Origin of the sequence: Duganella violaceipulchra (assembly GCF_019166075.1) — a bacterium.
Lineage (GTDB): Bacteria > Pseudomonadota > Gammaproteobacteria > Burkholderiales > Burkholderiaceae_D > Rugamonas > Rugamonas violaceipulchra.
In genome coordinates this window covers 37,264-52,980 of sequence record NZ_JAHTGR010000029.1, presented here as the reverse complement: position 1 = coordinate 52,980, position 15,717 = coordinate 37,264, and the positions used below count along the sequence as shown (strand labels likewise).

15 protein-coding genes and 1 rRNA gene are annotated in these 15,717 nt (G+C 63.9%); 11 read left to right on the top strand and 5 right to left on the bottom strand.

The annotated features are described in order from the left end of the window. Positions 1 to 6 precede the first annotated feature (6 nt). Positions 7 to 119, top strand: a 5S ribosomal RNA gene (gene rrf / locus KVP70_RS30930). Between the two features lie 85 nt (positions 120 to 204). After that, entirely contained in the window at positions 205 to 705 is a 501-nt protein-coding gene (locus tag KVP70_RS30925; protein WP_217946221.1) for a hypothetical protein, read from the top strand. 22 nt (positions 706 to 727) lie between these two features. Here the strand turns inward: KVP70_RS30925 and KVP70_RS30920 are convergent, their stop codons facing one another. Continuing rightward, the gene (locus tag KVP70_RS30920) at positions 728 to 1,423 is read right to left on the bottom strand and encodes a FadR/GntR family transcriptional regulator (protein ID WP_217946220.1); all 696 of its coding nucleotides are present in this window, start codon (positions 1,421 to 1,423) and stop codon (positions 728 to 730) included. A 109-nt stretch (positions 1,424 to 1,532) separates the two neighbouring features. Here KVP70_RS30920 and KVP70_RS30915 point away from each other — a divergent pair, with 109 nt between their 5' ends. The 8 genes from KVP70_RS30915 to glcF all read left to right on the top strand — a co-directional run bounded on the left by KVP70_RS30915 (position 1,533) and on the right by glcF (position 11,156). Further along, complete coding sequence (locus KVP70_RS30915; protein WP_217946219.1) at positions 1,533 to 2,315, top strand: (Fe-S)-binding protein; 783 nt, start codon at positions 1,533 to 1,535, stop codon at positions 2,313 to 2,315. Then, positions 2,312 to 3,007 (top strand): LutC/YkgG family protein, encoded by a 696-nt coding sequence (locus KVP70_RS30910; protein ID WP_217946218.1) that lies wholly within the window; start codon positions 2,312 to 2,314, stop codon positions 3,005 to 3,007. The genes KVP70_RS30915 and KVP70_RS30910 overlap by 4 nt, the downstream gene beginning before the upstream one ends. Then, a complete protein-coding gene (locus tag KVP70_RS30905; RefSeq protein WP_217946217.1) occupies positions 3,004 to 4,446 on the top strand; it encodes a LutB/LldF family L-lactate oxidation iron-sulfur protein in 1,443 nt (480 codons plus the stop codon). Before KVP70_RS30910 ends, KVP70_RS30905 begins: the two co-directional genes overlap by 4 nt. A gap of 156 nt (positions 4,447 to 4,602) precedes the next feature. Then, complete coding sequence (locus tag KVP70_RS30900; protein WP_217946216.1) at positions 4,603 to 6,315, top strand: lactate permease LctP family transporter; 1,713 nt, start codon at positions 4,603 to 4,605, stop codon at positions 6,313 to 6,315. Between the two features lie 45 nt (positions 6,316 to 6,360). Beyond that, entirely contained in the window at positions 6,361 to 7,260 is a 900-nt protein-coding gene (locus KVP70_RS30895; RefSeq protein ID WP_217946215.1) for a LysR substrate-binding domain-containing protein, read from the top strand. 94 nt (positions 7,261 to 7,354) lie between these two features. Then, positions 7,355 to 8,845, top strand: a complete 1,491-nt coding sequence (locus KVP70_RS30890) for an FAD-linked oxidase C-terminal domain-containing protein (RefSeq protein WP_217946214.1) — start codon at positions 7,355 to 7,357, stop codon at positions 8,843 to 8,845. Beyond that, positions 8,842 to 9,927 carry a glycolate oxidase subunit GlcE gene (gene glcE, locus KVP70_RS30885; protein WP_217946213.1) on the top strand — a complete coding sequence of 362 codons (1,086 nt, stop codon included), beginning with the start codon at positions 8,842 to 8,844 and terminating at the stop codon, positions 9,925 to 9,927. The genes KVP70_RS30890 and glcE overlap by 4 nt, the downstream gene beginning before the upstream one ends. A gap of 2 nt (positions 9,928 to 9,929) precedes the next feature. Further along, positions 9,930 to 11,156 carry a glycolate oxidase subunit GlcF gene (glcF, locus tag KVP70_RS30880; RefSeq protein WP_217946212.1) on the top strand — a complete coding sequence of 409 codons (1,227 nt, stop codon included), beginning with the start codon at positions 9,930 to 9,932 and terminating at the stop codon, positions 11,154 to 11,156. Here glcF and KVP70_RS30875 read toward each other — a convergent pair. Both KVP70_RS30875 and KVP70_RS30870 read right to left on the bottom strand, forming a co-directional pair. After that, positions 11,153 to 11,731 carry a C39 family peptidase gene (locus KVP70_RS30875; protein WP_217946211.1) on the bottom strand — a complete coding sequence of 193 codons (579 nt, stop codon included), beginning with the start codon at positions 11,729 to 11,731 and terminating at the stop codon, positions 11,153 to 11,155. The genes glcF and KVP70_RS30875 overlap by 4 nt on opposite strands. Positions 11,732 to 11,755: 24 nt before the next feature. Further along, complete coding sequence (locus tag KVP70_RS30870; RefSeq protein ID WP_217946210.1) at positions 11,756 to 12,460, bottom strand: hypothetical protein; 705 nt, start codon at positions 12,458 to 12,460, stop codon at positions 11,756 to 11,758. Between the two features lie 254 nt (positions 12,461 to 12,714). Here KVP70_RS30870 and KVP70_RS30865 point away from each other — a divergent pair, with 254 nt between their 5' ends. Continuing rightward, positions 12,715 to 13,650, top strand: coding sequence for an exopolyphosphatase (locus KVP70_RS30865; protein ID WP_217946209.1), 936 nt, complete (start codon positions 12,715 to 12,717; stop codon positions 13,648 to 13,650). A 61-nt stretch (positions 13,651 to 13,711) separates the two neighbouring features. On the opposite strand, the gene KVP70_RS30860 is transcribed toward KVP70_RS30865, so the two are convergent. After that, a complete protein-coding gene (locus tag KVP70_RS30860; protein ID WP_217946208.1) occupies positions 13,712 to 14,968 on the bottom strand; it encodes a nitronate monooxygenase in 1,257 nt (418 codons plus the stop codon). Positions 14,969 to 15,126: 158 nt separating this feature from the next. After that, positions 15,127 to 15,612, bottom strand: a complete 486-nt coding sequence (locus KVP70_RS30855) for a YajQ family cyclic di-GMP-binding protein (protein WP_020705685.1) — start codon at positions 15,610 to 15,612, stop codon at positions 15,127 to 15,129. Between the last annotated feature and the right edge of the window lie 105 nt (positions 15,613 to 15,717).

Below are 15,717 nucleotides of genomic sequence, written 5' to 3'. Positions count from 1 at the left end.
TCAATGCCTGATGACCATAGCAAGTTGGTCCCACCCCTTCCCATCCCGAACAGGACCGTGAAACAACTTTGCGCCGATGATAGTGCTGCAACCAGTGTGAAAGTAGGTTATCGTCAGGCTAGTTATACGAAAAAGCCCACCAAGTGATCTTGGTGGGCTTTTTTACGTTCGTCAGCAGCATGTAACGCTAACCGACTGGATCTTATGAAATCAAGCTACGCCATCCTGGGCCTCTACCTGGCCATCAACGCTTGCTGCGCCCAGGCGCAAAACGAACAGACACCCGTGGAGCATGTCTTTGACGTGATCGCCTCACCCAAGCTGTTCACAAGCAACTGGAAACAGGCGATGCAGCAACTGGCCCCGTGGTGCAAGCCAAGCACGCGCCCCGCGCGCGCGCAGATCAAACGCGGCAATGTGGAATGTGCTGAAAACGTCAAAACCGACAGCTTCGAGATGTCGCCGGAGATCGGCGGCAATATCGAGCTGGTCCAGGCTTCGTTTATTGGCGCGGCCAACTGCGCCTACGTCAAGAAAATCCTGACCCGGAATTTCGGCAAGCCGAGCACGGTGAAGGGCGAATGCGACATGGCGTGGAAGATCAAGCCGGCTAGCAAGGGCGGGCCGCAGCGCTATGCGAGCTTCCAGGCCACAACCGACGACGACACGGTGTATTACACGCTGGGCGTCGAGCAAGGTCCCTGACCGTTCGGATTGGTTGGACCAGTCAGGCCGATTCTATCCTGCTGACCACGTAATCGATGTGCGCCTGCATGGCGGTGCGCGCCGCTTCCGGCCGGCGTCCGCAAATGGCCTGGCAGATGGCGCGGTGCTGCTGCAGCAGCTGGCCCGACACTTCGGCGTCGAGCGCCCGCAGGCTGGAACCGTTCAACGTAATATGCTCGCGCAGGATGCCGAGCACGCTGGCGTGCAGATGCAAAAACATGCTGTTGTGCGAGGCCAGCGCGATCGCCTCGTGCAGGCGGGCGTCTGCCGACGCTTCGGCCGCCTGGTCATTGTCGATGCGGGCCTGCTCCAGGCCGCTCAATAAATCGCGGATCAGTCCGTGTTCCTCATCGTTGCCGCGCAGCGCCGCGTAATAGGCGGTCGCACCTTCCAGCACACGCCGGAATTCCAGCACATCGCCCAGCACGGCCGGATGGTCCGTCACCAGCTGCCCCCACGGCGACGCCGTGCTGGTGCGCAGCTGGTCGCTGACGAAGACGCCGGCGCCATGCTTGCTGCGCAATAAACCCCGCGCGCCCAGGCGCTGGAGCGCCTCGCGTATCGTATTGCGCGACACCTCGTATAGCTCGGCCAGCGCGCGCTCGGATGGCAGGCGCGCGTTGGCCGGATAAGTGCCGTCCAGCAGCGCCGTCTCCAGCTTGCGCAACACCTCCTCGACCAGTCCGCTTGTTTTCAATTCGACGCTCCCCTGTTGTATCCGTTGGTCCAACCAATTTGCGACGGCTTCGATGCACGGGAATTATGGAGCTTGTCCGACGAATAAGCAAAAACAGAGGAGACCTCACATGCAAGCGCGACACTATCCGCCCGGCCCGGACCAGGCCAACCCACACGTCTACCTGTTCGGCACCTGCGTGATCGACCTGTTCATGCCGGAAGCCGGGCTCGATGCCGTCCGCCTGCTGGAGCGCGAAGGCCTGACGGTGCATTTTCCGCGCGGCCAGAGCTGCTGCGGCCAGCCCGCCTATAGCAGCGGCAATCCCGAACAGGCACGTGCGGTGGCGCGGGCGCAACTTGATCTGTTCGCCCAACCGTGGCCGGTCATCGTGCCCTCCGGGTCCTGCGCCGGCATGATGCGCCACCATTGGCCTACGCTGTTCGACGACGATCCGCGCGCCGCCGCGCAAGCGCGCGAGTTGTCCGAGCGCGTCTACGAGCTGAGTGAATTCCTGCTGCACGTATTGCACGTTGATTTTTCCGAGGTGCGTCAGCAGCCGGACGAGCAGGTGGTACTACACACTTCCTGCGGCGCCCGGCGCGAGATGGGCACGCGTGCCCACGGCGTGGCCTTGCTCGACGTGCTGCCCGGCGTCACGCGCGTGGAGCACGCCCATGAGTCGGAGTGCTGCGGATTCGGCGGCACTTTCTCCCTCAAGCATGACGACATTTCCGGCGCTATGGTCAGCGACAAGATCGCCGCCGCCTGCGCCACCGGGTGCGAGCGGCTGGTCTCCGCCGATTGCGGCTGCCTGCTCAACATCGGCCACGCCGCCAGGCGGCAGGGCGCGCCGCTGCAGGTGGAGCACCTGGCCAGCTTCCTGTGGCGCCGGGTCGGAGCGACGGCATGAGCGCGCGCGAACTCATATTGGGCAAGCTGCTCGCCGCCGCAGCGGCTCCCGGCATGCCGATACGCGAACTGGACGACCGCATCGATACCCACCATGCGCGCGGCCCCTTGTGCGGTGCGTCAAGCACCGAGCTGGCCGACACGCTGGAGCGCGTGATGACGTTGGTGCGCACCGACGTATGGCGCGTCGATATCAACAACTGGCCAGCGCTGCTGGCGCAAAAACTCGCGGCCGCCGGCGTCCGTAGCCTGCTGCTCGATTCCGCCTGTGCCGAAGGCGGTAAGCTGGCCGCAGCCTTGCCGGCCGAAGTGCGTGCCGTGAGGTTCGACCGTCCGCTGGAAGAGTGGAAGGACCAGCTGTTTGCCGACATGGACGCCGGCTTTACCGTGGCCCGCTCAGGTATCGCCGCCACCGGCACGCTGGTGCTGGCGCCCGACGCGGGTACGCCGCGCACAGTGTCGCTGGTGCCGCCGCTGCATGTGGCGCTGGTCTATGCGAGCACGCTGCATGCGGACCTGCATGCGGCGATGCACGCCGAAGCCTGGAGCGCCACCATGCCGACCAATCTGGTACTGGTGTCTGGCCCATCGAAGACTTCGGACATCCAGCAGACGCTGGCCTACGGCGCACACGGCCCGCGTGCGCTGTGGGTGTTCATCATCGACGACGACGCAGTGGAGGCGACAGCATGAACGCCCCTTTGAAATTCATGCCCCCGGCCGATTTCCGTGCCCGCGTCAGCGACGCGCTGCAAGACACCAAACTACGCGGCAGCATGCGCGGCGCGATGGACTTCTTGCAGGACAAGCGCCGCGCGCAATTCCCCGATAACGATGAACTGGAACAGCTGCGCGATCTTGGCGAAGCGGTGCGCCAGCACGCGCTGGCCCATCTGCCGGAACTGCTGGCGCAGTTCGAAGCAAAGCTGCAAGCGGCCGGCGCACATGTGCATTGGGCTGCAACCGCCGACGAAGCCAACGCCATCATCCTCGAAATCTCCCAACGGCGCGGCGCGCGCAGCATCATCAAGGGCAAGTCGATGGCCAGCGAAGAGGTGGAGCTGAACCACTACATGGCGCAGCGCGGCATCGACTGCATCGAATCCGACATGGGCGAATACATCGTCCAGCTGGCGGGGGAGAAGCCGTCGCACATCGTCATGCCGGCGGTGCACAAGACCCGTGCCGACATTGGCGCGCTGTTCGAGCAGCACATACCGGGCATGCCCTACAGCGAAGACGTCGACACGCTGATCCAGGCCGGCCGGCGCGCGCTGCGCCAGGCCTTTGCCGACGCCGACATCGGCCTGTCCGGCGTAAACTTCGCGGCGGCCGATACCGGCACCCTGTGGCTGGTCGAAAACGAAGGCAACGGCCGCCTGTCGACCAGCGTGCCCGATGTGCACATCGCCTTGATGGGCATCGAAAAAGTGGTGGCAAAGCTGGAGCACATCGTGCCGCTGGCCAGCCTGCTGACACGCTCGGCGACCGGGCAGGCCATCACCACCTATTTCAACCTGATCACCGGACCGAGACGAGCCGGCGAAATGGACGGGCCGCGCGAACTGCACGTGGTGCTGCTCGATAACGGCCGCACGCAAGCCTATGCTGACGAGCAGCTGCGCGCCACGCTGCAGTGCATCCGTTGCGGCGCCTGTATCAACCACTGTCCGGTCTATGCACGGGTGGGTGGCCACGCCTACGGCACCACCTATCCCGGCCCGATCGGCAAGATCATATCGCCGCACCTGCTGGGACTTGAAGCGACCGCCGACCTGGCGACCGCCTCCAGCCTGTGCGGCGCCTGCGGCGAAGTATGCCCGGTACGCATACCGATACCGGCGCTGCTGGTCCGCCTGCGTACCGAGGCCAATCGCGATCCGGCGCAGAAGGTCGAGCATGCGCTGCGCGGGCAGGGCGCCAGTTTCAGCCGCAGTGAACGGCTGGTGTGGCGATTCTGGAGTGGCGCGTTCGCGCGGCCCGGCGTGTATCGCCTGTTCCGCTGGGCCGCCACGCGGCTGCGCGCGTTCACGCCGCGCAGCCAGCTGGGGTGGACCCGTCACCGCGAACCGCTTAAGCCGGCCGCGCGCAGCCTGGCCGACCTGCTACGGGAAAGGGGGCAGGCCGAATAGCGTTGCAGCGGCGCCTGGCCATGGAGTGAATAATTTTCACCGCTGCGGCCAATTCATTTCATCTTTTCGTACCACCGAAAGCCTGCACCGCGCCTTTACACTCGTCGCATCGTTTAGCTCTACAAAAAAATACTTGTACTCTTGGAGGAGACCGCAATGCAAACCTGGAATCAGATTTACGCGCCGCTGGGCAGCTTGGGGCTGTCGGCATTGGTTGCCGCCGTACCGATCATTTTCTTCTTTCTCGCGCTGGCAGTGCTGCGCATCAAAGGCCATGTCGCCGCCGCAGTGACGCTGGCGCTCGCGCTGGCAGTGGCCATCTTCGCCTACGGCATGCCGGTGCCGCAGGCGCTGGCCGCAGCGGGCTACGGCTTCGCCTACGGACTGTGGCCGATCGCCTGGATCATCGTCACCGCGGTGTTCCTGTACAAGGTGGTGGACCGTACCGGCCAGCTCGATATCATCCGCGCCTCGGTGCTGTCGATTACCGATGACCAGCGCCTGCAGATGCTGCTGATCGGCTTCTCGTTCGGCGCCTTCCTCGAAGGCGCGGCGGGCTTCGGCGCGCCGGTGGCGATTACGTCGGCGCTGCTGGTCGGCCTGGGCTTCAATCCACTCTACGCGGCGGGCCTGTGCCTGATCGCCAACACGGCGCCGGTGGCGTTCGGCGCGATGGGCATACCGATCATCGTGGCCGGCCAGGTCACCGGCATCGACGCCATGCAGATCGGCGCGATGGCTGGCCGCCAGTTGCCACTGCTGTCGCTGGCGGTGCCATTCTGGCTGGTGTTCATGATGGACGGCAAGCGTGGCATCAAGGAGACCTGGCCTGCGGCGCTTGTGGCCGGCGGCAGCTTCGCCGTGACGCAGTACATCACCTCCAATTTCATCGGCCCTGAACTGCCGGACATCACGTCGGCCCTGGTCAGCCTTGGTTCGCTGACGGCGTTGCTGAAAGTGTGGCAACCGGCCAGCGCCAAAGCCGGCGCCCGCAGCGCTATTTCAATGGGCGGCGGCACGGCGGCGATGGCGACCTTCGGCGGCGGCTCGTCCACCGGCGCGGAACCGCGTATCCGCAAGCAGTCGCCATACAGCACGATGCAGACGGTGCGTGCATGGGCGCCGTTCGGCATCCTGACCGCCGTCGTCACCGTATGGAGCCTGCCGCAGTTCAAGGCGCTGTTCGCCGGCAGCGGTGCGCTGGCCGGCACCGTGATGAAATTCCATGTGCCGTATCTGGACCAGATGGTGGTCAAGATGACGCCTATCGTGGCTGTGCCCAAAGCCTACGAGGCGGTCTTCAAGCTGGACCTGCTGTCGGCCGTCGGCACCGCGATCCTGTTGTCCACACTTGTCTCGATGGCGCTGCTGCGCTTCAAACCGATGGCCGGCCTGCGCGCGCTGGTCGATACGGTGGTGGAACTGCGCCGTCCTATCCTGTCCATCGGCCTGGTGCTGGCGTTCGCGTTTGTCGCCAACTATTCCGGCATGTCCTCGACACTGGCGCTGGTATTGGCCGGCACCGGCGCCGCCTTCCCGTTCTTCTCGCCGTTCCTCGGTTGGCTGGGCGTGTTCCTGACCGGATCGGACACTTCATCGAACGCCTTGTTCTGCTCCCTGCAAAACACCACGGCGCACCAGATCAATGTGTCGGATACCTTGCTGGTGGCGGCCAACACCACCGGCGGGGTGACTGGCAAGATGATCTCGCCGCAATCGATCGCGGTCGCCTGCGCCGCGACCGGATTGGTGGGGCGCGAATCCGAGTTGTTCCGCTTTACCCTCAAACATAGCCTGTTGTTCGCCACCATCGTTGGTATCATGACGGTATTGCAGGCGTATGTATTCACGGGGATGGTGCCACACTGACGCCTTCTCCCAGCCCTGCCGAGGGTTTGTGAAAGGCGCATAACCATGCCCAGACGTTTCCCCCCAGTGCATGCGTTGTCCGCCTTCGAGGCGGCGGCGCGTGCCGGTTCGTTCGCGGTCGCCGCGCAGCAGCTGTGTATTACGCCGTCGGCGTTGTCGCACCGTATCCGCCTGCTGGAGGAATTTGTCGGCGACCGCCTGTTCGTGCGCGAAGGCCGTTCGCTGACGCTGTCGCCGTTCGGCCGCAGCTACCTGGACGTGGTATGCCAGGCGCTGCGCACGCTGACCGATTTCCCGCTTCCGCATCGCAGCGTGCCGGTTCAACCGCGCGTCAAGATCACTGTGCCGCCGACCTTCGCGCGCTACCTGCTGATGCCGCGCCTGGCCGAGTTCACCGAAGCCCATCCCGAGATCGTGGTCGAAGTATTCCTGTCGGTGCCCCTGTATGATTTGTGCCTGAACGAGACGGATCTGGAGGTGCGTTTCGGCGCCGGCAAGTATCCCGACATGGTGACCACGCGGCTGTTCGGCGAGCCGGCGTTTGCCGTCGCCAGTCCGGCGTACCTGGAGCGGATCGGCGGCCTTGAGACGCCGGCCGATCTGAAGAAAGCTACCTTGCTGCGCTCCGCGCTGGAGCAGTGGAAGCCGTGGTTCGAGCAGGCCGGCCTGGATTGGCCGGAACCGGTCGACGCGCTGCGTGTCGACGACCTGGGTCTGCTGCTGGAGGCGGTGCGCCACGGCCACGGCGTGGGATTGACGCGACAGCACTTCGCGCAAGACATGATCGCCAGCGGCGACGTGGTGCAGTTGTTCGACGTGCGCCTGGCGTCGCCGCCGCACGCCTACTACGTCGTGTATGAGCAGAGCGCCCGCACCCGTCCGGAGGTGACGCTGTTCATCGACTGGCTGATGGCCGCCTATCCGGACCACGAGCGCGACGCATGAAAAATCTGCGCTCCAACGGTTAATTCTTTTCACCGCTGGAGCGCGCGGCAGGCCGCTACACTGGACGCAATTTCCAACGCATCCAAGGCCACTCATGAACGCGCCGCTTGCACCACCGCCACTGCTGCATGCCCGCAAGCAGGCCATACTGGCCGCGCTGCGCGGGCTGCTTCCACCACATTGCCTGCTGTCCGAGCAGGAAGACACCCGACCCTACGAATGCGACGGCCTGACCGCCTACCGGCAGCTGCCGCTGGCCGTGGCGCTGCCCGAAACGGAAGCGCAATTGATGGCGCTGCTGAAGGCGTGCAGCGCGCTGCGGGTGCCCATCGTGCCGCGTGGCGCGGGCACGGGCTTGTCCGGCGGCGCGATGCCGATTGCCGACGGCATTGTCATCTCCACCGCGAAAATGAGCCGCATCCTGGCGCTCGATCCGCTGGCCCGCACGGCGCGCGTGCAGCCCGGCGTGCGCAACCTGGCGATCTCCGAGGCCGCGGCGGCGCACGCGCTGTACTACGCGCCTGATCCATCGTCGCAGATCGCCTGCACCATCGCCGGCAATGTGGCAGAGAACTCGGGCGGCGTTCATTGCCTCAAGTACGGCCTGACCTTGCATAACGTGATGCGGGTGCGGATGGTGTCGATGGACGGCGAGATTATCGAACTGGGTGGCGCCGCGCTCGATGCGCCGGGCCTGGATCTGCTGGCGGTGTTCATCGGCTCCGAAGGCATGCTGGGCGTGGTCACCGAAGTGACGGTGCGCCTGATTCCGAAACCGCCGCTCGCGCGCGTCATCATGGCGTCGTTCGACGATGTGATCACCGGTGGCGATGCGGTGGCCGAGGTGATCGCCGCAGGCATCATCCCGGCCGGGCTGGAGATGATGGACCGCACCAGCGTGCGCATGGTCGAGCCCTTCGTCAAGGCCGGCTACGACACCAACGCCGCCGCCATCCTGCTGTGCGAATCGGACGGCATGCCGGAAGAGGTGGAGGAGGAGATCGAGCGCATGAGCGAGGTGCTGCTGCGCGCCGGTGCCAGCGCCATCGCGGTGTCGGGCAGTGAGGCGGAGCGCATGCGCTTCTGGTCCGGTCGAAAGAACGCGTTTCCGGCGGCGGGGCGCCTGTCGCCCGACTACTACTGCATGGACGGCACCATCCCGCGCAAGCGCCTGGCCGAAGTCCTGCAGGGCATCGCCGCCATGGAGCAGACCTACGGGCTGCGATGCGCCAACGTGTTTCACGCCGGCGATGGCAACCTGCATCCGTTGATCATGTTCGACGCCAACCAGCCCGGCGAATTCGACCGCGCCGAACGCTTCGGCGAAGCGATCCTGGCCCTGTGCGTGGAGGTGGGCGGCACGATCACCGGCGAACATGGCGTCGGCATCGAGAAGATCGACGCCATGTGCGGGCAGTTCACGGTGAACGAGGTGGCCGCCTTCATTGGCGTGAAGCGCGCCTTCGATGGCGCCTTCCTGCTCAATCCGAACAAAGCCATACCCACGCTGGATCGCTGCGCCGCATATGGCAAGCGGCAGGCGCGCGGCGGTGTATTCAAATTTGTCAAACAGGTGGGAGCATGACGATGGAATCGATAGTGAACCAGTTCCGCGACCGCATCGTGGCCGCAGGCGCGGCGCGCACGCCGCTGCGCGTGCGCGGAGGCGGAAGCAAGAACTGGTATGGACAAACGCCGGAAGGCGAGGTGCTGGAGACGTCCGCCTACCAGGGCATCGTCGCCTATGAGCCGACCGAGCTGGTGGTGACGGCGCGCTGCGGCACACCGCTGCGCGAGCTGGAACGGGAGCTGGCGCTGCATGGGCAGATGCTGGCGTTCGAGCCGCCCCATTTCGGCCCTGGCGCCACCGTGGGCGGAATGGTGGCCGCAGGGCTATCCGGCCCGCGCCGCCAGAGCGTTGGCGCGGTGCGCGATTTCGTGCTCGGCGTGGTGCTGATGGACGGTCGCGGCGAGCTGCTGCGCTTCGGCGGACAGGTGATGAAGAACGTTGCCGGCTACGATGTTTCGCGCCTGCTGGCCGGATCGCTCGGCATGCTGGGACTGGTGATGGAAGTGTCGCTGAAAGTGCTGCCACGGCCGACGGCGGAAGCCACGCTTCGGCTGGAACTCGGCCGGGAGGAAGCCATGCAGCGACTGAACCAATGGGCGGGACAGCCATTGCCGCTGTCGGCGTCCGCATGGCACGACGGTGCGTTGACGTTGCGCCTGTCCGGTGCGCGGGCGGCGGTGGCGGCAGCCGCGCAGCATATCGGCGGCGAGACGCGGGCGCCGGAAGCGGCCGCGCTGTGGTGGAGCGATTTGCGCGAACACCGGCATGCGTGGTTCGCGGAAGCGGAGACGCCGCTGTGGCGGCTGTCGCTGCCGTCGACGACGCCGACGGATTCGCTGTCCGCACTGGACGACGGCATGCAGCTGATCGAGTGGGGCGGTTCGCAGCGCTGGCTGCGCAGCGCGGCCGATCCAATTGCCCTGCGCGCGCGGGCGGCGGAGCTGGGCGGCCACGCCACCATGTTCCGTGGCGGCGACAAGCGGCATGGCGTGTTCCAGCCGCTGGCGCCGGCCGTGCAGGCGATCCATCGCAAACTCAAACAGCAATTCGACCCGGCCGGCATCTTCAATCCCGGCCGCATGTACCGGGACCTGTAACCATGCAAACCAATCTGGCAGCACAATTCAAGAATACCGCCGACGGCGACGAAGCCGAAGCGATCCTGCGCGCCTGCGTGCATTGCGGCTTCTGCACCGCGACCTGTCCCACCTACCAGCTGCTGGGCGACGAGCTGGATGGGCCGCGCGGTCGCATCTACCTGATCAAGCAGGTGCTGGAAGGACAGGCTGCCACGGAACGCACGCAGCTGCATCTGGACCGCTGCCTGAGCTGCCGCAACTGCGAGAGCACTTGTCCGTCCGGCGTGCAGTACGGGCGCTTGCTCGATATCGGCCGCAAGGTGGTGGAGCAGCAGGTGGGCCGGCCGGCGCGCCAGCGTTATCAGCGCTTGCTGCTGAAGGAGGCGCTGCCGCGCGCGTGGCTGTTCCGGCCCGCGATGAAGATGGGGCGCATGGTGCGTCCGCTGCTGCCGGCGGCGTTGCAGGAAAAGGTACAGCCTTTGCCGGCGGCCGGGCTTTGGCCGCGCGGCGGGCAGTCGCGCAAGATGCTGTTGCTGGACGGTTGCGTGCAGCCGGAGATGGCGCCGAATATCAACAGTGCCGCCGCGCGCATCCTGGCGGCGCTGGATGTGGAACTGGTGGTGGCGCCGCGCGCCGGCTGCTGCGGCGCGATACGCTACCACCTGGCCGACCACGATGGCGGGCTGGATGACGTGCGGCGCAATATCGATGCGTGGTGGCCGCTGCTGGAAGCCGGCGCGGAAGCGATCGTCATGACCGCTTCCGGCTGCGGCGCCACAGTCAAGGAATATGGCCACCTGCTGCGGGACGATCCCGTGTATGCCGACAAGGCGCGGCGGGTCTCCGAACTGACGCGCGACATCAGCGAGATCCTGTGCGACGAGCAGGAAGGGTTGCTGGCGTTGCTAAAGCAGCGGCCGCCGGCCGGGCCGGTGGCGTTTCATCCGCCGTGCACGCTGCAGCATGCGCAGCGCATACGCGGCAAGGTCGAAGAGCTGCTGCGCGCTGCGGGCGTCGACGTGCGCCTGTGCGCCGACAGCCATTTGTGTTGCGGCTCGGCCGGCACGTATTCGGTGCTGCAACCGGAGTTGTCGCACCAGCTGCGTGACCGCAAGCTGTCAAGTTTGAAGGCCACCGGTGCGTCCCGTATCGTCTCCGCGAATATCGGCTGCCAAAGCCATTTGCAATCGGGGACGCCGATGCCGGTGGGGCACTGGATAGAATTGATCGACCAGATGCTTGCCTAGTTGTTCATGCGCTGGGTATGCGTCCACTGGTGGTCGGACGCGTACACCGCCGAGCTGTAGGTGCGGTAGGTCTGGCCTTCGCCCGGCCACGGGTTCATGATGTACACATAGTTGACCCCGTTGGCGGTTTCATAGCCGCGTCCCACCATGATGTGGCCGCCGCCGCCGGTCCAGCCGTAGCGGATCACGAACGGCCGGTTGGCGTTGATGTCGGACACCACGCTGTTCCAGGACGAGGCCGAGTTGTAGGCGGTGTTGGCCACGCCCCAGGCCTTCAGGATGTTCTGCACGCTGCCATTGCTGCCGTACATATTGTTGGGCTGGTTGGCGTAGCTGTTCCAGTTGAAGTTCGAATTGCCGCAGGCGTAGTTCAGGCCGAAGGCCCAGTTGACGATCTGGCACTGGCTGGGCGTTTGTCCGTAGAAGTTCAGCACGGCCTTGCTGGAGCCGGCCCAGCACCATTGGCTATGCTCTTGCGTGACCAGCGGCACGTTCAGCGTTTTCCATTGCGCTAAGGCGGACGGCAGCGCGGCCAGCAGGCCGGCGCTCAAGATCAGGCTGTTCAATTTTTTCATGTGGTTCTCCTTGTCCCGCGCGGCTTAGTGCGCACTGTCCAGATTTTTCTTCACTGCCACGCGCAGCGGCTCCAGCAGCTCGCTCGCATCGAGCAAGCCATCTCCCGCGCCTTTGCGTTGCAGCAGCAGCGACTGGCGCGCCGAATGCAAGGGCGCGAAGCGCACCGCGCCGCTCTGGGCGGAGCTCACTTCCAGGAAATCGGACTGGGCCTGGTAGATGCGCAGCACGCGCACATTCGAGCGCTCCGCATTGGCGTGGGCGGTCATGGCCGCGTCGAGATCCTTGGCCATCACGGTTGCGCCATAGGCCACCGTTTCCCACTTGCCGTTGACCTGCTCGACCGTGGCCAGGCCGATCGGCTGCTCGTTGAGGGTGATGACGAAGCGCCAGATGCCGGTCGGTTTGGCCATGGCCTTCAACTCGCGGCGGCCGGCCAGCAGCTCGGCCGGATCGATGGTGTAGACTGGGAAACCGTAGGCGATGCGGGCGTCCTTCAGGTCCTGCACGTCGGCCACCTCCAGCGGGAACCCTTGCGGCGCGCTGCCTGCGTGGTTCTGCACCTGGTATTGAACGAACTGGGTGAAGTCGCGCTGTGCGGCGTTGCTGGCGCCGTCGCGTTGCGCCTGCGGCGAGGCGCTGAGCGGTGCGGTCTGCGCATACAGCGCCGGGCTGGACAGGCTCAGGCAGCCTGCGACGGCCAGTCCAAGTAAGGTTGAAATACGCGGCATGGTATCGGTCTCCTCTTGCGGATGGAATAAGGTGGGAGCTGCCGGCGGGGAGGGGGCAGCGCAGCCATTCTAGGTAATCCAAAATGCAAGTTTGTCGAATTTGTATAATTGAGACAGACGCCCGGCGGCTTTTCTGATTCTTAACATTCGAAAGGCGTGACGTATTGCAACGTGTCATCACAATTGCTGTCCACGTGCAGAATTGGGTTGTATTATTAAGTCCATCGTCTTGTTCAATCCACAGAGGTGCATTCATGTCAGAAGCAAAAAAATACCGTCTGGTTACACGCAGCGACTTCGACGGTTTGGTATGCGCAGTCCTGTTGAAACACCTGGACATGATCGATGAGATCCTGTTTGTGCATCCGAAGGATATGCAGGACGGTAAGATCGCCATCAGCGACAACGACATCACCACCAATCTGCCGTTCGTGCCGGGTGTGCATATCGCTTTCGATCACCACCTGTCGGAAACCATCCGCAATACGGGCGAGCGCAAGAATCACGTGATCCACCCGGAAGCGCCGTCGGCCGCGCGCGTGGTGTACGACTACTACGGCGCCGAGAAAGCCTTCCCGGCCTCGTGGCATGACATGATGGTGGCGGTGGACAAGGGCGACGCGGCCCGCTTCAACGAGCAGGAGGTGCTCAATCCCGAGGGATGGGATCTGCTGAACTTCCTGATGGATGCGCGCACCGGCCTGGGCCGCTTCCGCGAGTTCCGCATCTCGAATTACAACCTGATGATGGACCTGATCGACTATTGCAAGAACCACACGATCGCCGAGATCATGGCCTTGCCGGACGTGAGGGAGCGCAAGGACCTGTACTTCGAGCACGCGGAGAAGTGCAAGGAGCAGATCCGCCGCTGTGCGACGGTGCACAAGAACCTGGTGGTGCTGGATCTGCGCGATGAGGAGATCATCTACGCCGGCAACCGCTTCATCATCTACGCGATGTATCCGCAGACGAATATCTCGATCCACGTGCTGTGGGGCCTGAAGAACCAGAACACCGTGTTCGCCACCGGCAAGTCGATTCTGAACCGCACCTCGAAGACCAATATCGGCGCGTTGATGCTGGAATATGGCGGCGGCGGGCATGAAAATGCCGGCACCTGCCAGGTCGACAATGAGCGTGCGGAAGAAGTTCTGGAAGCGTTGGTGGCCAGAATAAATTCAGAAGGCTAAAAAAAACGCCATGTGGCCGTGCGACGATCTTGAACGTCGCAGCGCACATGGCGTATTTAATTTACGCCTCTTCTTTTTCAGGAAGAGCGATCTGGTTGTCTACGCTGAACTGATAGTCCTTGAACACGTGTTCGGCGGTGAGCAGCTGGTACTCGCCGCTGGCCTTCTTGTGCGTGGTGTCCTTCAGGCGATAGGTATAGTGCCCGCAAGTCCAGCAGTTGAAGTTGCGCATGTGGGTGCACAGGCAGGTCTTGTCCATCACCACGATATTCTTCTCGTCCGGATGCGCCGCCACTTCGCGGTTGTAGGAATTGATGTAGGCGCAGTTGCCGGTCGCGTCCAGCAGGTAGCCATACGACTCGCATCCCGGACGGATGCCGGCGCCGATCGCCGGCGTGTTCTTGAGCATGCGCATCGGGTAGCCGGTCGGCGAGATGCCGTTGACGATGATGTCCTCTTCCGACGCCTTGAAGTATTCCTGCTTGACCTTGGCCGGCAGGCCGCATTCGTTGGTGACGGTGAAGCGGGTCGCCACCTGTACGCCCGCCGCGCCCGCTTCCATGAAGCGCACCGCGTCGCTGCCGGTGAAGATGCCGCCGGCCGCGATCAGCGGAATCTCCAGATTCTCCGCCTTCAGGTAGTCCAGCAGTTCCTGGGTGATGGTCATCAGGTCGTACTCGGCCCAGTCCATGCCGAAGCCCAGGTGGCCGCCGGCCAGCGGGCCTTCGACGATGATGTAGTCCGGCAGACGGTCCAGCTTGGCGTTCTTGCGCAGGAAGATCTGCAGCGCGCGCACCGACGAGACGATGATGCCCAGCTTGGCCTCGCGGAAGCGCGGGTGGTCGGCCATCAGCGCGAACGAGCCGAAATGCAGGCCGGCCGACAAGGTGATGCCGTCGATGCCGGCGTCCAGCGCCGCGTTCAGGCGGGTGCGCAGGGTTTCGCGCGGGCCGTTCATGGTCAGCTTTTCCATGCAGTTGACGAAGATCAGGCCGGGGCCTTGCTTGGCCGCCATGGTGGCGCCGATGTGGCGGCGCTGCGCGTCGGCCAGGCGTTCCAGGTCGAACTGCACCACGGACTTGTCCATGTTGTTGATATTGAACTTGTAGAACTTGGTCTTGTCCTTGACGAAGCTGGTGTCGAACTTGCGGTCCGACACGTCTTCCACCATGGCGTCCGAGATATGGCCGATGCCACCCAGGCGGGCCGCTTCCAGCGCCAGCTCGGACGTGGAAATATCCACGCCCATACCGCCGACCATGATGGGAACGTACTCGTTTTTGCCAAAGCGCAGGCGGAAATCATCAACACGTTTCATTGCTATCCTTAGACTACCGTAGTGGTTGCCGGGAACAAAGCCCGGCGCTATGCGTAATATGCGGTCGCGCGGCAGTACACCTTGCATGGAGCCCGGTTCGATTCTACTCCATGTGTACTACAGCATTGTGACGCCGCGGCGGGCGTCGCGCGCAGGGGTCAGTCGCGGAAGTTGTTGAATTCCAGCGGCATCTCCGGCACGTCCTTGCGCAGCATGGCCATGGCCGCTTGCAGGTCGTCGCGCTTGGCGCCGGTGACGCGCACGGCTTCGCCCTGGATGCTCGCTTGCACTTTCATCTTGCTATCCTTGATGACGCGCACGATCTTCTTGGCATCGTCGGATTCGATGCCGTTTTTGATCTTGATCACTTGCTTGACCTTGTCGCCGCCAATTTTCTTGATGTCGCCGTCTTCCAGGAAGCGCACGTCAACCTTGCGCTTGGACAGCTTGTTGGTCAGCACATCACGTACCTGTTGCAGCTGGAATTCGGAGTCGGCGACGACGGTCAGTTCGTTTTCCTTGTGCTCGACGGAGGCGCCGGTACCCTTGAAGTCAAAACGGGTGGCGATTTCTTTTTGAGATTGCTCGACGGCATTCTTCACTTCGATCATATCGGCTTCGGAGACTACATCAAACGACGGCATAACTATTTCCTTTTCGTGTGGCATGCAGCGTGGAGCAAACCCGCTGCATCAAAGACTGACATTTTAACGGACAACCGGCCCGATGCCGCCATATCGGCGCTGGTT

Bases quoted from the DNA above. Each gene is read 5' to 3' on its own strand.
- KVP70_RS30875 (WP_217946211.1), bottom strand. From the start codon at position 11,731: ATGAAAAAATTGAACAGCCTGATCTTGAGCGCCGGCCTGCTGGCCGCG.
- KVP70_RS30865 (WP_217946209.1), top strand. From the start codon at position 12,715: ATGTCAGAAGCAAAAAAATACCGTCTGGTTACACGCAGCGACTTCGAC.
- KVP70_RS30860 (WP_217946208.1), bottom strand. From the start codon at position 14,968: ATGAAACGTGTTGATGATTTCCGCCTGCGCTTTGGCAAAAACGAGTAC.
- KVP70_RS30915 (WP_217946219.1), top strand. From the start codon at position 1,533: ATGCAAGCGCGACACTATCCGCCCGGCCCGGACCAGGCCAACCCACAC.
- KVP70_RS30855 (WP_020705685.1), bottom strand. From the start codon at position 15,612: ATGCCGTCGTTTGATGTAGTCTCCGAAGCCGATATGATCGAAGTGAAG.
- KVP70_RS30910 (WP_217946218.1), top strand. From the start codon at position 2,312: ATGAGCGCGCGCGAACTCATATTGGGCAAGCTGCTCGCCGCCGCAGCG.
- KVP70_RS30890 (WP_217946214.1), top strand. From the start codon at position 7,355: ATGAACGCGCCGCTTGCACCACCGCCACTGCTGCATGCCCGCAAGCAG.
- KVP70_RS30870 (WP_217946210.1), bottom strand. From the start codon at position 12,460: ATGCCGCGTATTTCAACCTTACTTGGACTGGCCGTCGCAGGCTGCCTG.
- glcF (WP_217946212.1), top strand. From the start codon at position 9,930: ATGCAAACCAATCTGGCAGCACAATTCAAGAATACCGCCGACGGCGAC.
- KVP70_RS30900 (WP_217946216.1), top strand. From the start codon at position 4,603: ATGCAAACCTGGAATCAGATTTACGCGCCGCTGGGCAGCTTGGGGCTG.
- KVP70_RS30925 (WP_217946221.1), top strand. From the start codon at position 205: ATGAAATCAAGCTACGCCATCCTGGGCCTCTACCTGGCCATCAACGCT.
- glcE (WP_217946213.1), top strand. From the start codon at position 8,842: ATGACGATGGAATCGATAGTGAACCAGTTCCGCGACCGCATCGTGGCC.
- KVP70_RS30895 (WP_217946215.1), top strand. From the start codon at position 6,361: ATGCCCAGACGTTTCCCCCCAGTGCATGCGTTGTCCGCCTTCGAGGCG.
- KVP70_RS30905 (WP_217946217.1), top strand. From the start codon at position 3,004: ATGAACGCCCCTTTGAAATTCATGCCCCCGGCCGATTTCCGTGCCCGC.